Source organism: Candidatus Nitrosopumilus koreensis AR1 (assembly GCF_000299365.1).
In the GTDB taxonomy this organism is placed as follows: Archaea; Thermoproteota; Nitrososphaeria; order Nitrososphaerales; family Nitrosopumilaceae; genus Nitrosopumilus; species Nitrosopumilus koreensis.
The window spans coordinates 338,086-352,472 of the sequence record NC_018655.1; the positions used below are offsets into that span (position 1 = coordinate 338,086).

General features: G+C 37.3%; 19 protein-coding genes. 16 read left to right on the forward strand and 3 right to left on the reverse strand.

Features of this window, described 5'->3' with window-relative positions:
* Positions 1 to 23: 23 nt before the first annotated feature.
* Both NKOR_RS01940 and NKOR_RS01945 read right to left on the reverse strand, forming a co-directional pair.
* The gene (locus tag NKOR_RS01940; protein WP_014962679.1) at positions 24 to 479 is read right to left on the reverse strand and encodes a 50S ribosomal protein L19e; all 456 of its coding nucleotides are present in this window, start codon (positions 477 to 479) and stop codon (positions 24 to 26) included.
* Entirely contained in the window at positions 463 to 867 is a 405-nt protein-coding gene (locus NKOR_RS01945; protein WP_014962680.1) for a 50S ribosomal protein L32e, read from the reverse strand. Before NKOR_RS01945 ends, NKOR_RS01940 begins: the two co-directional genes overlap by 17 nt.
* Positions 868 to 1,059: 192 nt before the next feature.
* Here NKOR_RS01945 and pckA point away from each other — a divergent pair, with 192 nt between their 5' ends.
* A complete protein-coding gene (gene pckA, locus NKOR_RS01950) occupies positions 1,060 to 2,622 on the forward strand; it encodes a phosphoenolpyruvate carboxykinase (ATP) (RefSeq protein ID WP_083879818.1) in 1,563 nt (520 codons plus the stop codon).
* A gap of 1 nt (position 2,623) precedes the next feature.
* On the opposite strand, the gene NKOR_RS01955 is transcribed toward pckA, so the two are convergent.
* Entirely contained in the window at positions 2,624 to 4,645 is a 2,022-nt protein-coding gene (locus tag NKOR_RS01955) for a S8 family serine peptidase (RefSeq protein WP_016939576.1), read from the reverse strand.
* 76 nt (positions 4,646 to 4,721) lie between these two features.
* Here NKOR_RS01955 and NKOR_RS01960 point away from each other — a divergent pair, with 76 nt between their 5' ends.
* The 15 genes from NKOR_RS01960 to NKOR_RS02020 all read left to right on the forward strand — a co-directional run bounded on the left by NKOR_RS01960 (position 4,722) and on the right by NKOR_RS02020 (position 14,369).
* Positions 4,722 to 5,342, forward strand: a complete 621-nt coding sequence (locus tag NKOR_RS01960) for a superoxide dismutase (protein WP_014962683.1) — start codon at positions 4,722 to 4,724, stop codon at positions 5,340 to 5,342.
* An 84-nt stretch (positions 5,343 to 5,426) separates the two neighbouring features.
* Positions 5,427 to 5,864, forward strand: a complete 438-nt coding sequence (gene pfdA / locus NKOR_RS01965; RefSeq protein ID WP_014962684.1) for a prefoldin subunit alpha — start codon at positions 5,427 to 5,429, stop codon at positions 5,862 to 5,864.
* A 3-nt stretch (positions 5,865 to 5,867) separates the two neighbouring features.
* Positions 5,868 to 6,188, forward strand: coding sequence for a signal recognition particle receptor subunit alpha (locus tag NKOR_RS10240; RefSeq protein WP_232212245.1), 321 nt, complete (start codon positions 5,868 to 5,870; stop codon positions 6,186 to 6,188).
* Positions 6,189 to 6,202: 14 nt separating this feature from the next.
* The gene (locus tag NKOR_RS10245) at positions 6,203 to 6,904 is read left to right on the forward strand and encodes an AAA family ATPase (RefSeq protein WP_238535977.1); all 702 of its coding nucleotides are present in this window, start codon (positions 6,203 to 6,205) and stop codon (positions 6,902 to 6,904) included.
* Positions 6,856 to 7,071, forward strand: coding sequence for a hypothetical protein (locus tag NKOR_RS10250; protein WP_014962685.1), 216 nt, complete (start codon positions 6,856 to 6,858; stop codon positions 7,069 to 7,071). The genes NKOR_RS10245 and NKOR_RS10250 overlap by 49 nt, the downstream gene beginning before the upstream one ends.
* Complete coding sequence (gene argF, locus NKOR_RS01975; protein ID WP_014962686.1) at positions 7,068 to 7,982, forward strand: ornithine carbamoyltransferase; 915 nt, start codon at positions 7,068 to 7,070, stop codon at positions 7,980 to 7,982. Before NKOR_RS10250 ends, argF begins: the two co-directional genes overlap by 4 nt.
* Positions 7,983 to 8,018: 36 nt before the next feature.
* The gene (locus NKOR_RS01980; RefSeq protein WP_014962687.1) at positions 8,019 to 8,501 is read left to right on the forward strand and encodes a 50S ribosomal protein L18; all 483 of its coding nucleotides are present in this window, start codon (positions 8,019 to 8,021) and stop codon (positions 8,499 to 8,501) included.
* A 1-nt stretch (position 8,502) separates the two neighbouring features.
* A complete protein-coding gene (locus NKOR_RS01985) occupies positions 8,503 to 9,225 on the forward strand; it encodes a 30S ribosomal protein S5 (protein ID WP_014962688.1) in 723 nt (240 codons plus the stop codon).
* A 5-nt stretch (positions 9,226 to 9,230) separates the two neighbouring features.
* Positions 9,231 to 9,698 carry a 50S ribosomal protein L30 gene (locus NKOR_RS01990; protein ID WP_026089940.1) on the forward strand — a complete coding sequence of 156 codons (468 nt, stop codon included), beginning with the start codon at positions 9,231 to 9,233 and terminating at the stop codon, positions 9,696 to 9,698.
* Between the two features lies 1 nt (position 9,699).
* The gene (locus NKOR_RS01995) at positions 9,700 to 10,176 is read left to right on the forward strand and encodes an uL15 family ribosomal protein (protein ID WP_014962690.1); all 477 of its coding nucleotides are present in this window, start codon (positions 9,700 to 9,702) and stop codon (positions 10,174 to 10,176) included.
* Positions 10,169 to 11,599, forward strand: coding sequence for a preprotein translocase subunit SecY (gene secY, locus NKOR_RS02000; RefSeq protein ID WP_014962691.1), 1,431 nt, complete (start codon positions 10,169 to 10,171; stop codon positions 11,597 to 11,599). Before NKOR_RS01995 ends, secY begins: the two co-directional genes overlap by 8 nt.
* Before the next feature lie 54 nt (positions 11,600 to 11,653).
* Entirely contained in the window at positions 11,654 to 12,163 is a 510-nt protein-coding gene (locus NKOR_RS02005; RefSeq protein WP_232212254.1) for an adenylate kinase, read from the forward strand.
* A 3-nt stretch (positions 12,164 to 12,166) separates the two neighbouring features.
* Positions 12,167 to 12,820, forward strand: a complete 654-nt coding sequence (locus NKOR_RS02010) for an EMC3/TMCO1 family protein (protein ID WP_016939579.1) — start codon at positions 12,167 to 12,169, stop codon at positions 12,818 to 12,820.
* Positions 12,817 to 13,377, forward strand: a complete 561-nt coding sequence (locus NKOR_RS02015; RefSeq protein ID WP_014962694.1) for a cytidylate kinase-like family protein — start codon at positions 12,817 to 12,819, stop codon at positions 13,375 to 13,377. Before NKOR_RS02010 ends, NKOR_RS02015 begins: the two co-directional genes overlap by 4 nt.
* A complete protein-coding gene (locus NKOR_RS02020) occupies positions 13,374 to 14,369 on the forward strand; it encodes an RNA-guided pseudouridylation complex pseudouridine synthase subunit Cbf5 (protein ID WP_014962695.1) in 996 nt (331 codons plus the stop codon). Before NKOR_RS02015 ends, NKOR_RS02020 begins: the two co-directional genes overlap by 4 nt.
* Positions 14,370 to 14,387 lie beyond the last annotated feature (18 nt).

Here is a 14,387-nt window from a genome sequence, read left to right on the forward strand (position 1 = left end):
AAAAGGATTTTTAATAAAAAACTCTACTTTTTTCTTTTTGCGACAGTCTCTTCCATTAACTGTCTTAGGTGAGCCTTGTTTCTGACTGTATTTCCGCCTACTTTTTTGTATAATGCCCAAAATTCTGGATTAGTCAAATCCTTTCTGTCTTTTGCAATCTTTAAGAGTCGTCTTAATGAGCGGACCTTTGCAACGTAGATTTCCTTTTTACCAACACGTGCACCTTTGCGCCCTTGTTTTGAACCTTGTTTGGTACCTCTCTTGTTTCTCTGGTCTCTCTTAGTTTGTGCTCTTCCTCTGGAAGTTCCAGTAAACGAATCAATTCTAATTGTGTTTGCTGTAATCAGACTTCGGATGTTTTCTCTTGTGATTGCATCTGCAACATCAGTAAGATGGTCTGAGTCAAACTTTATTCTATGAATCCCAACACCAGTTACTCTGGATGCTAGTCTTTTCTTAGCTTTAAGATTTACTACCACTTACACTCACTCTCGCATTGAAAACCTTGAATTTTTGCTCGACTGCTTTTGTAACAATCTCTTTTCTTTTTCTAGTACCTACACTATGGCCTAATCTTACTCCATCTGTTTTTGGATCAAGTTTTGCCAAGTCATCTAAATTGTAAACTAAATTATCTGTAAATCCTGATGGATGTAATCCTCTTGCTTCTTTTGGTCCACCAAATCCTACTTTAACTAGACCTGGACGACCTCTACTCCATTGTTTTCTTTGATGATGATCAATTCCTTTTGGTTTTCTCCAACCTGTTTGGAGTCTAACATAACGCCAACTCTCTGGTCTTTCAAAATCAGGATTGTTTCCTTTGATCTCTTGTCTCTTTGCAATCTTGTCTTTATTGATCGGCATCAAATTGACTCTTGAATTTTGGAATAAATACGTTCCTAGATGGATAAAATAATTTCCTATGGCAAGAGATAATAAGGAAATGGAAGGCGGATCGAAATATCTCATGAACAAGCCTGGGATTAATTACATTATTTTTGGAGGCGTAATACTCTGACCCAAGTAGTAGGTACTGCCACAACTAACAAATTTTCAATACAACTCAAGGACTTTGGAATAAATCCATCCAAAGTACACAGAAATCTTCCTATTGAAGAGATGGTTCGCCTTGCAGTTGAGAGAAAAGAAGGTGTAGTGAATTCAACAGGCTCTTTATCAGTAAATACTGGAAAGTACACAGGACGTTCTCCTGATGACCGATTTATCGTGTATGACGATAAAACACATGAGACAATTGACTGGGGTAAAATTAACCATCAATTTCCAAGTGGTAAGTTTGCAAAACTATTGGAAAAAATGAAAAACTTTGTTGATAACAAAGAACTATTTGTCTTTGATGGTTTTGTAGGGGCTGACCCTGAAACTCGTTTGCCAATTAGAGTAATCAATGATCATGTCTGGCAAAGCATGTTTGCAAGTAATTTGTTTATCCGACCAACAAGTCAAGAACTAGAAAATCACGAACCAGAATTTACAATTCTTTGTATTAATGACTTTCTGGCAGACCCTGAGGTTGACGGAACAAGGACTGATGTATTCATTCTCATTGATTTGACAAGAAAGATTGTCTTGATTGGAGGAACCGAATATGCTGGTGAAATGAAAAAATCAATGTTTGGTGTAATGAATTACATCTTGCCTGAAAAAGGAATTTTCCCAATGCATTGTTCTGCCAACATTGGAGAAAAAGGAGACACTGCACTGTTCTTTGGATTATCTGGTACTGGAAAGACAACGCTTTCAGCAGACCCTAACAGAAAATTGATTGGTGATGATGAACACGGTTGGTCTGACAATGGAACTTTTAATTTTGAAGGTGGATGTTATGCAAAATGCATTAACCTCAGTCAAGAAGCAGAACCTGAGATTTGGAATGCAATCAAACCTGGTGCACTTTTGGAAAATGTTGTGCTAAAAGACAACGTACCTGATTATGATGATAACACATTAACTGAAAACACTCGTGTTGGGTATCCCTTGGATTTCATTCCGGGCGCTGTAATTCCAAGCGTTGGCGGAAATCCTAAAGTGATTATATTTTTGACAGCAGACGCATTGGGAGTATTACCTCCTATATCTCGACTTACAAAAGAGGCTGCAATGTATCACTTTATGTCTGGCTATACTAGCAAACTTGCTGGCACTGAAAGAGGAATCAAGGAACCAAAGTCTGTATTTTCTCAGTGCTTTGGGGCACCATTCATGCCTAGACCTGCTTCTGTTTACGCTAAACTACTTGGAGAGAAAATCACTAAGCACCACACTGTGGTCTACCTCGTCAATACTGGTTGGTCCGGTGGTCCATATGGAGTTGGAAAGAGAGTCAAGATAAAGTACAGCCGTGCAATGGTAACTGCTGCACTTTCTGGCGGACTTAATATTGTAAAGTACAATCACAATGATCTGTTTAATCTAGATGTTCCTGCAGAAGTAGAGGGAGTTCCATCTGAGATTTTAGATCCTAGAAACACATGGGTTGACAAAGACGAATATGACTTGTCAGCAAAGAAACTAGCTCAGATGTTTGTTGAGAACTTTAAGAAATTTGATGGAGTGTCTCAAGAAATAATTGATGCAGGTCCAAAACCTTCATTGTAGGCTATCTTCTTTTTAAAATACCGACGACTCCGATTATTATTATCGCACCTGCAATTATTGCCATCTGCTTTTCTGGGATGTCCAAGTCTATTCTTTCTCTTTCTTCAATTGTTTTGATGTCGATGGTGTTATATGCACTTGACGAGTTTCCATTAACTCTAATTTTTGCATCAATCCAATACTCTGCATTTTTGTAAATATCCATTGACGCAGTCTTTTCTGGTGTTGCAGTTGTTACATCCATAGAGCCATCTTTACTGTTTGTAACTGATATCTTTGCAAAACTCCATTCTTCTGGATGTTGTATTTCAAAAAACAATTTTTCATTTTGTTGAATTACATCCACTGAACCTAGTGTATGATGCAACAAAAATGGAACTACATATTGCATGCCTTCATGACTGATAATCATCTTTCCTTCATGATCTCCAAAATTATCTTCTGTCACACTCATCTTTACATTCAAAATATTTTCATTCATCATCTCTCCTTCAAATTTTATGAATTCTGGTCCCTCAAATGTAACATCAAATCCCTCCCATGTTCCATCTATTGATTTTAGTTTGAATTGTTTTTCTGCAATTCTGTTGTCTGATGATGTAAACACAACAAAGTTTGGAGGATCTATGATCAGTTTTGCATCAAATGCCTTTGCAATGTTTAATCTGCCTGCTCCTGCCTCTTGAATCGAGAAATTGTTTCCATAGGCATCAGATACAGGCTCAACTGTAGTAAGTAATAGCGATTTTATCTCATGGTGATGGAGTTGTGGGTTTTTTTGTAGTAACAGTGCTGCAGCCCCACTTACATGAGGTGCAGCATAACTTGTTCCACTAGTAAAGTTGTATCCTGCATTGTTTTGTGTGGTATTGATATATGCACCTGGAGCCACAATTTCGGGTTTTATGTAAAATGGAGATACTGGACCTCTTGAGCTAAAATGTGCAAGATAATCTGGATTAAAAAATAGATTCAATACTGCTTCATTCCCATTGATTGATTCTACGATCTCCAATCCTTCCTCTCTATCAATTGACACTACTGGAATCTGTGGTTTGTAATCTTGTTCCACAAATTCATGAATTAATTCTCCTAGGAAAATTCCTGGAATGTTGTTGTAGACAATCAATGCCTTTGCTCCTGCATTTGCAGCATTAGATTCCTTTATTGAAAAATATAACAACTCTCCTTCTATATCACTTCCTCTCTCGACTATTAGTATGGAGTCCTTTACATCCAAATTCTTCAATTCTTCTTCTTTTCCATATCCGCCAAAAACTATCTTACCTGAAATTACGTCTTCTACTTTTTGATTTCCAACCATTGGAATTACTGTGTATGGTTTGTCATTGACCTCTAGTGTTGCAACTAAGCTTGATGTGAGATTATTGTAAGTTGCACCAACTGTAACTGAACCAAAGTTTCTTCCAGGACTACCAATAGTACCTAAACCTGGACCATCATTTCCAGCTGCAGTTACTACAAAGATCTCTTTTTCTAATGCAAGATTTACTGCTCTCTCAATCTTTGAGTTTGTTTTGTTAACTCCTAAACTAATATTGATAATGTCTGCATTATCTTCGATTGCCTTTTCAATTGCCCTAATTATCAAATCCGATGATACTCCTTCTCCATCTTCTGATACCTTGTAGGCAAGAATCTTTGCTTTGGGAGCTACTCCTACTGCTTGTCCATCAGCTGCTATTATTCCTGCAACTTGAGTTCCATGTCCGTTGTTGTCCATTGGTGGTTTTCCTTCCTCAATGAAGTTGTATCCTCCAATCACTTTTCCCTCTGGTCCCCAACCGGCCAAGTCTGGGTGGTTATAGTCTACACCTGTATCAATAATTGCAATCTTTATCCCCTCCCCGTCAATTCCTTCTGTTCTTGGGATGTCTGCTCCAACAAATGGAATGCTTCTTTTTAGATATGTGTGGATTTCATTTTCAGAAAATATGGATTGAGCCAAAATCAAACCAGACAAAATTACTACAATAAAAGAAAAAATTACTAAGAATTTCACAAATTTTCTATCATTTCTAACAAGTAAAAATGATTACCTGTAAACCAATAAATGGTATAAACTATCAAGTGATTTTATGGGAAAATACACACTTCCTGAAATGCCATATGCTTATGATGCATTAGAACCTCACATTGACGCAAGAACAATGGAGATTCACCACACAAAGCATCATCAAACATACACTGACAAACTAAATGCAGCTCTTGAAACATGTCCAGCTGAAATCCAAGACAAAGATATTCTTGACATTTTGTCTGATATCAACTCTGTTCCAGAGGACAAAAGAGGCGCAATTAATTTCAACGGTGGTGGTTATGACAACCATAGGCTATTTTGGAACAACATGAAACCAAATGGAGGCGGAGAACCTGGAGGATCAATTGCTGACGCAATCAATGATTCTTTTGGAAGCTTTTCTGACTTCAAAGAGAAATTTTCATCCACTACAGCAGTAATTCAAGGCAGTGGTTGGGGATGGTTAGTATACAATCCTTCTTCTGGAAAGGTTGAGTACAAATCAATGCCAAACCAAACAAGTCCTAGAACTGAGGGATTAGTGCCATTGTTAGGCTGTGATGTTTGGGAGCATGCATACTATCTCAACTACCAAAACAAGAGACCTGACTATATCGCCGCATGGTGGAATGTAGTTAACTGGGATGAGGTAGAGAGCAGATTCTCTAAAGCAAAATAAAGTTCCTTCTTTATTTTTTATTCATTTTTTGATTCAAGTTTTCTATGAATGAATTTATAACCATAGGAGAAAGCCTTGTTGTAAATGAGCCAAGAACAAGCAGAACAATTAATGCAACAAATGCAGATGCTTGAAACATATTTTGCAGATTTGTCTCAAAGGGAAGGAACGTTTCTTAGTGTATTTAGAGAAGCAGCCGCTGCAATTGAATCTATAAAATCTCTTAGTAAAAATCCTGAATCAGACACACTTGTTCCAATTGGATTGGGAACTTACATCCCAACAAAAATCTCATCTAATAGCAAAATAATTCTAAACATTGGAGCGGGGGTAGCAGTTGAAAAAGACTTTACTTCTGCAATTAATTATCTTGAAGAGCGAATCAAAGAAATTGAAATTGCAATCCAAGATACTGCAGCAAAGAAACAAGATGCAGCGCAAAGACTAGAGCAAGGTAAGGCACAAGTCAATCAATTGATGCAAGCCATGCAACAACATGGGCAGTCTCCAAAGTCGGGATAAACAATGTTTGATAAACTTCGTAGTGCATTTTCTAATGCAGCGAAAAGTTTAGGCGAAAAAGAACTTAATGAAAAAGATATTGAAGATATTTTATTTGAATTAGAAATATCTCTTTTAGAATCTGATGTTGCAACTGAAGTAATTGATTCAATCAAAGATGATTTGAAAGAAAAACTAATTGGTTCCAAAGTTGATAAAAAAGAAATTGAGAAATTTGTTAAGGATAGTTTGATTTCAAGTATCTCTGCACATTTTGATGCTGCAGGAGAGATTGATCTTTTTGCAAAAATTAACGAAAAAAGGAACAGGGACAGCCATTTCTGATTCTGTTTCTTGGAATTAATGGTACTGGGAAAACAACATCCTTAGCTAAAGTTGCACATATGTTGCAACAAGCAAAATATTCTGTAGTTGTTGCAGCAGCTGATACATTTAGAGCAGGTGCAATAGAACAATTACGTGAACATACTAATCGACTCAGTCTAAAACTTGTTGCTCAAAATTACAATTCTGATCCTGCAGCTGTTGCGCGTGATGCAGTGTTGTATGCAAAATCTCACAAGACAGATGTTGTTCTAATAGATACTGCAGGAAGAATGCAGACAAGTGAAAACTTGATGCAACAAATTGAAAAAATCACCAAAGTTGTAAATCCTGATTTGAAAATTTTTGTAGGTGACTCTTTAGCGGGAAATGATACTGTTAATCAAGCACGTGAATTTTATGCACATACAAAATTTCATGGTTCTATTCTGACAAAAAGTGATGCTGATGCAAGAGGTGGTGCAGCACTATCTATTGTCAAAGTCACATCAACTCCTGTGATGTTTGTTGGTGTTGGACAAGAATATCCTGATCTAAAACCTTTTGATAAGAAACTTTTCCTTGAAACTGTTTTTGGAACTCTGGAAGGAGTTGATATAAAGAAAAACCATCTTCTGATGATCCGTTTGAAGGGATTACAGATGATGAAATTGCAATCTATTCAGATTTGTTTGATATTCCTCCGCCAGAAAATGATGATGAAGCTTTCAAACTAGGTAACAAGATTCGCCAATGGATAAAAGATGGAAAACCAAAACCAGGTGAATCAAAAGAAGAAGAATCTGAAGATGATGACGAAGACGATGATGAAGAAGATATTCACAAACATGATAAAGAAGAACCCAAAAAGAAAAAAGGTAGGTTCGGGTTCTTTAGAAGATGAAACTAAAAACAAAAAATTTACTCACTTTAGCGGAATTGTCTCCAAAGGAATTTGTGGGACTGATAGATGAAGCAATTAAACTAAAAAAAGAACTAAAAAAAGGTGGAAACAAACATGTTCTAAAAAACAAAACACTAACAATGATTTTCCAAAAACCGTCTACCCGAACTCGAGTTAGTTTTGAAATTGGAATGTCTCAGCTAGGTGGTTATGCAGTTAATCTGTCATCAAATGATATGCAATTATCACGAGGTGAATCTGTTGAAGATACTGCAAAGACTCTATCACGATATACTGATTGTATTATGGCACGTGTATATGATCATGATTTGCTAGAAAAATTATCACAACATGCAACTGTTCCAATAATTAACGGGCTCTCTGACACTTTTCATCCTTGCCAAATTTTGGCAGATTTTATGACTATCAAAGAAAAGAAAAAGAAACTCAAAGGAATCAAAATTGCATGGATTGGTGATGGAAATAATGTGTGCAATTCTATGGTTTATGGAGCCGCATTGTCTGGTGCTAAAATGTCAATTGCAACTCCAAAAGGTTTTGAGCCAGACAAAAAGACTGTAAAAGAAGCACAAAAGTTAACTGATATTGAATTGACCTCTGATCCAATAAAAGCAGTAAATGGTGCAGATGTTGTTGTAACTGATACCTATTCTTCTATTCACAATAATGATCCAAAGAGAATCACAAAATTTCTTCCAAAGTACCAAGTTAACCCTGCATTGATGAAATCTGCAAAGAAAGATGCGATCTTCATGCACTGTCTACCAGCAAAGCGAGATCAAGAGGTAACATCGTCAGTAATTGATGGTAAACAATCTGTTGTTTGGGATGAGGCAGAAAATCGACTTCATACTCAAAAGGCATTACTTGCCTCTCTGATTCGCGCTTAACGTATATAAGAGCACGTCCAAACTCGAATTCTATACATGGCCTATTCAAAAATATTGAGAAGACTTAGAGAAGAAAAGACCAATTATAAAAAACGTGGTACAATGTTGATGGGTAAGCGTGATTTTATTACTGTAAATATTACTAATGAAAATACTCAAGTCCAAATTCTAAAGCCTGGAATGACTGGCGATAAGGTTATTGCATCTGCACACTCTAGATATCTCCTTGAAAAGGGTTGGAAGGGTTCTAGAAAAAATGTCCCTGCAGCATACCTTACAGGATATTTGGCAGGAAAGAAAGCACTTGGACAAGGTGCAAAGGATGCAATCTTGTATACTGGAACAAGAAAATATACACAAAGAATGGCAGCAGCTCTCAAAGGAGTGATTGATGCTGGTCTTGAAGTTCCAGCTGATGAAGAAACTTTTCCATCCGAAGATAGAATCAACGGAGAACATCTTACAGTTAAAAATGAAGTCTCTAAAATGAAATCTACAATTGATACTGAGGTAAAATAAAATGAGTCAAACAGCACAATCTAAACCGGGACAAGGAGGACAAAGAGGAAAAGGTGCCCCCACTTATGGAAGAGGTCCACCTGGTGGCGCAAAAGGTGGAGATCGACCAAGAAGACCTCGAAGAGAACCAGAAGAAGAAGTTTGGGTTCCAAAAACAATCTTGGGGCAGAAAGTTGCATCAGGCGAAGTTTCATCTCTTGAAGAAATTATTGAATTAGGATTAAGAATTCAAGAAGCAGGAATCATCAAAAAACTACTTCCTGATTTGAAGAGCGAAGTAGTTGATGTTGGAATTATTCAAAAGATGACATCAAACGGCCAATCAACTAGATTCAAAGCAATTGTAGCAACTGGAAATGAGAATGGCTATTTGGGAATTGGTCAAGGAAAATCAAAACAAATGAGAATTGCAATTGAAAAGGCAACAAATGCTGCTTACCTTAACGTTAATCCAATTAAAATGGGATGTGGCAGTTGGGAATGCAAATGTGACCAAAAACATTCTGTTCCATTCAAAGTAAAAGGAAAAGGTGGTAGTGTTACAATTGAAATTATTCCTGCACCACGTGGATTAGGTCTTGTAGCAGGAGGTAAAATTAAACGATTATTGGAATTAGCAGGTCTTAAAGACGCTTGGACCACTGCAAAAGGTTCTACTCCTACCATGAACTCTACTTCAAAAGCCATCTTGGACTGTCTTAGACAGACATTTAGTCAAGGTTGATGAAAATGACAAATGCATATCTTGTTGTTAGAATTAAAGGACAAGCTGATTGTCCATATTGGGCAACTCACACCATGATGCTCTTAAAGTTAGACAAGAAATATCGTGCAACAATTTTACCTGCAAAAGAAAATACTCTGGGAATGCTAAAAAAAGTACAACATTATGTTTCGTGGGTTGAACTTGATTCTGAATTGGCAAAAGAACTAATTGACAAAAAAGCAAGAAAATCTGGTTATCAAAAAATCACTGCTGAAGACTTGAAAGAACTTGGATTTGCAAGTTCTGCTGAATTGGCAACAGCACTTTCAGAAGGAAAGGTAAATCTATCAAAATTAAAACCACTCAAGCCTTGGTTTGCATTAGCACCACCAAGAACTGGATTTAAAAGAAGCACCAAAAAATTGTATGGTCAAAAAGGAATACTAGGATCAAACAAAGAACTTGGAACAATTGTAAGGAATATGATTTAACATGGCAACAAGATTAAGAAAGACAAGACGACTTAGGGGAGGACGCCACATGGGATGGGGACAAGTAGGTCAACATCGCGCAAGTGGTCACAAAGGTGGTCTTGGAGTTACTGGAATGATGAAACATCATTGGAGTACTACACTAAAAGATGAACCAGATCATTATGGCCATGATTCAACTAAACCACCTCACCCAAATATTACCAAGCAATGGGCTAGCGTCCGTGATCTTGATGACTTGTTTACTAAGTTCGGTAAAGAAGAAGGAGGAAAAAAAGTCGTAGACCTTGAAAGTGCAGGATACGAGAAACTCCTTGGTGGCGGAAAAGTAACAAATGCTTATTCCGTCAAAGTCACTCAGTTTACTGCATCTGCAGAAGAGAAACTCAAAGCCGTTGGCGGAGAAGTGATATCTACTGCAAAGGTTGCTCCCAAAGAAAAAACTGATGGGGAAGAGGTGCTAACAGACAATGGCTGAGGGTACAGTTACCACAATTATCAGAAAAGTCGTTTTTAAAGCAGAACCATATCTTCCTCAAGTTCCAAAACCAAAAAAGAAAATTCCGTTATCTACTAGATTGCTCTGGTGTGGAGTTGCATTACTTATCTACATGGTAATGGGACAGACACCCTTATTTGGAGCAACAGCACCTGAATTTGATTTTCTAGCATTTGCTAGAGTAATTTTTGCATCCCAACAAGGTACCCTTGTTGAATTAGGAATTGGACCGATTGTAACAGCTGGACTCTTGATGCAATTGTTGAGGGGTTCAGACATTCTCAAATTTGACTTTAAGAAACCTGAAGAAAGAGGTATCTTTCAGACTGCAACAAAATTGGTAACTTACATTGTAATTGTAGCTGAATCAATTGTCTATGGTACTGCAGTTTATGGTCCGGGCGTTTCAGATACTTCATTCTTGGTTGTAATGATTGGTCAGCTTATGGCTGCATCTGTCATCATCATGTTCTTAGACGAATTAATTCAGAAAGGTTGGGGGCTTGGTAGTGGAATTAGTCTATTCATCATGGCAGGTGTTGCCCAACAAATTCTGTGGAGCTTATTCAGTCCATTGCCTGCAGGTGATGGAGGAACGATTGGTATCATTCCATACATAGGTCAATCAATAATGGCAGGTGATTTATCAAACGTACTATTCCGTTCAAACCAACTTCCGAGCATCTTTGGATTGTGTCTTACTGCGGGTATTTTGTTAATACTTGTGTTCACACAAGGAATGAAGATTGAGATTCCAATTGTATCTACAAAATACAGAGGTTTCTCAGCAGTTTATCCAATAAAACTGATGTATGTCTCAAACATCCCAGTTATCTTGGCATCTGCACTTACTGCAAATGCTGTCTTTATCTTCCAGATGCTATGGGCTAACATGAACCCGCGTAACAATAATTTCTTTATGAACTTCATAGCGCAATTTGACCCAACAAGTCCATCCACTCCTATTGGTGGTATCATATACTATATCACACCGCCTAGAGGTCTAGATGTTGCGGCTTTAGATCCTGGGCGTGCAGTTGGATATATTCTATTCATGATTGGAATTGTAATTGTATTTGGTAGATTATGGGTTGAGCTTGGTGGTCTTTCACCAAAGAGTGCAGCTCAGAACTTACTTGATGCAGATGTTCAGATTCCTGGATTTAGAAGATCAAACAAACCCGTTGAAGCATTATTGAACAAGTACATTCCATCAGTTACCATTATTGGCTCAGCTATTTTGGGTCTTCTAGCAGGTGTGTCTGATGTATTGGGTGTATTTGGCTCTGGTATTGGAATTTTACTTATGGTAGATATTCTCATCAACTACTATACACAATTAGTAAGAGAACAAGTCGAAGTTGTAATGCCGCGTTTGGGTGCTTTACTTGGCAGAAAGTAAAAAATCATCCTTGTTGGAATTCCAGGGGTTGGGAAAACCACTTTACTATCAAAGATTGTAGATCATATCAAAGGTCATCAAAAAAGTGTTAGTGTTGTAAGCTATGGAACTCTAATGTTTGATGTTGCAAAACAAAACGGTCTTACTGATAGAGATGAACTAAGAAAATTACCCATCTCAAAACAACAAGAACTCCAAAAGACTGCTGCTGAAAAGATTGCGTCTTGCACTGAAGAAATTGTAATTATTGATACGCATGCATTTATCAGCTCACCTGAAGGATACTATCCTGGACTTCCAGAACATGTTCTCAAAATTATCAAACCCTCTAACTTTGTCTCAGTTTCAGCAAAGCCAGAGGAAATCTATAGTAGACGAATGAGTGATGATACTAGAAACCGGGACAAAAACACCCTTGCAAATGTAAAGAAGGAACTTGATGTCCAGTCAGGTATGATTTCTGCCTGTGCAGTAATAACTGGCTCACCTGTAAAATACGTCCTTAATCGTGAGGGAAAGGTTGATGAAGCAGCAGATAAGATAATACAATCACTAGGGCTGTAAAAAATGGACTTTAACTTTATTCTGCTATTTCTTGATTCAATTCACCTTAACTTGGGTTTTCTTGAGTCTTTACATTTACAATTTGACTTCATTGGGGGTGAGAGAGGTGCACTTGGAAGTGATGATCCAATAGTCAAGGGACTTATTTTGTCTATGTTTTGTGTTTCTGGATTTGGTATAATGCTCAACTTGTTTAATTCTGCAGTTAGAAAGAAGATGGTTGATCAAACAAAACTAAAACGAATAATGAAGGAGACTCGCGGATGGCAAAAAGAAAGAATGGCTGCAATGCGAGCAAAAGATACTGCAAAAACAACTGAACTAAACAAGAAATCTGCATACATGAACAAGATGTCAATGGAGATGATGCAGATGAACATGAGACCGATGATGATTACGTTTGTTCCATTGATTTTGATATTCTATCTTGTATTGCCGCAACTGTTTGCTTACACTGTAGCTGTCTCTCCAATTCCTCTAAATGTAATTCCAGGAGATTTCTTCCAGTTGACGTGTACTGCAGAACAAGCAGCAGATCCTGAACATGTTTGTACTGCAGAAAATGCACTATTCCTTTGGGCTTGGTATTTCCTTTCATCTATTGCATTTAGTGGCATTATTATGAAACTAACAAAAACATCAATGGATCTCAGTTGACAAAATCCATTGTAATTTCAGGTCCTCCTGCAGTAGGAAAGACAACTGTCGCCAAAGGACTGGCAGAAGAATTTTCACTTCAATATCTTAGCGGTGGTGATGTGCTTAAAGAAATGGCAAAAGAACAAGGTTTTGATTCTTCAGGTGATGACTGGTGGGATACTGAAGATGGAATGAAATTTCTAAATCAACGAGAAGAAAATTCTGCATTTGATAAAAAACTAGATGAAAAATTAGCTAAACTATTCAATGAAGGAGGAATGGTGATTACCAGCTACACATTGCCTTGGTTAATCCAAGACGGCATCAAAATATGGTTGGAAGGCTCTCATGAAAGCAGTACAAAAAGAATGCAATCAAGAGATGACATGAGTTCTGATGAGGCGTATCAAATCACAAAACAACGATTTGATAAGAACAAGGCACTTTATAAAAAATTGTATGATTTTGATTTTGGTGATGACAAATCTGTTTTTGATGTAATTATTAATACTGATCATCTCACAGCACAACAAGTAATTGATGTTGCAAAAGAAACGGTGAGAAAATTGCTATGACTCTAAAACAACTAGAAAATCTAATTGAAGTAGACCAAGACATCACTGATGACGCATATGGCACATACTATGACAAAAGAACGATAGAGCAATTACTAAACTATGGAATTATAATTTTAGACAAACCTCCAGGCCCTACAAGTCATGAAACTGTAGCTTGGACAAAAAGAATTTTGAAACTACCCAAGATTGGTCACAGTGGAACTTTGGACCCACAAGTTTCAGGAGTCTTGCCATTGGGATTAGGTGAGGCAACTAAAGCCTTAGGTGTGTTACTTTTTGGACCAAAAGAATATCATGCACTAGGCCGTGTCCACTCCCTTCCATCAAAAGAGAAACTACATGAAGTAATTGAATTACTCACTGGGGAAATTTATCAAAAACCACCACAACGCTCAGCTGTAGTTAGGCAAACAAGAACAAGAACAATTTACGAGTTTGAAGTACTAGAACAAAAAGAGAGATTGCTGTTGACTCGAGTTTTATGTGAGGCTGGAACTTACATTAGAAAACTGTACTATGATTTGGGTGAAATTCTGGGCCCGGGAGCAACTATGATAGAACTTAGAAGAACCAGAGTTGATCAATTCAGAGAAACCGATGGACTAGTTACTTTGCATGAACTTGCAAATGCATTTGCATTGTGGGAAGAAAAGAAAGATGATTCAAAATTAAAGAGTATGATAAAGCCTGTAGAACTTGCCCTAAGTGAATTAAAATCAGTAATAATTCGTGATTCAGCTGTAGATGCAATGTGTCATGGTGCACAACTTGCAATTCCAGGAATTTTGAAAATATCTCCAAACTTGAAAAAAGGCGACATTGTGGGAATCTATACTCAAAAAGGTGAGGCAGTAGCATTGGCAGAATCTACAATGGATGAAGAAGAGATTCGTGATGCAACAAAGGGCTATGCATTTGAAACAAAGAGAATCATAATGGCTCCAAACACTTATCCTAAAAAATGGCGAACAAAACCCTCTAAAGAATAAGAATTGTTCTCAAAAAGT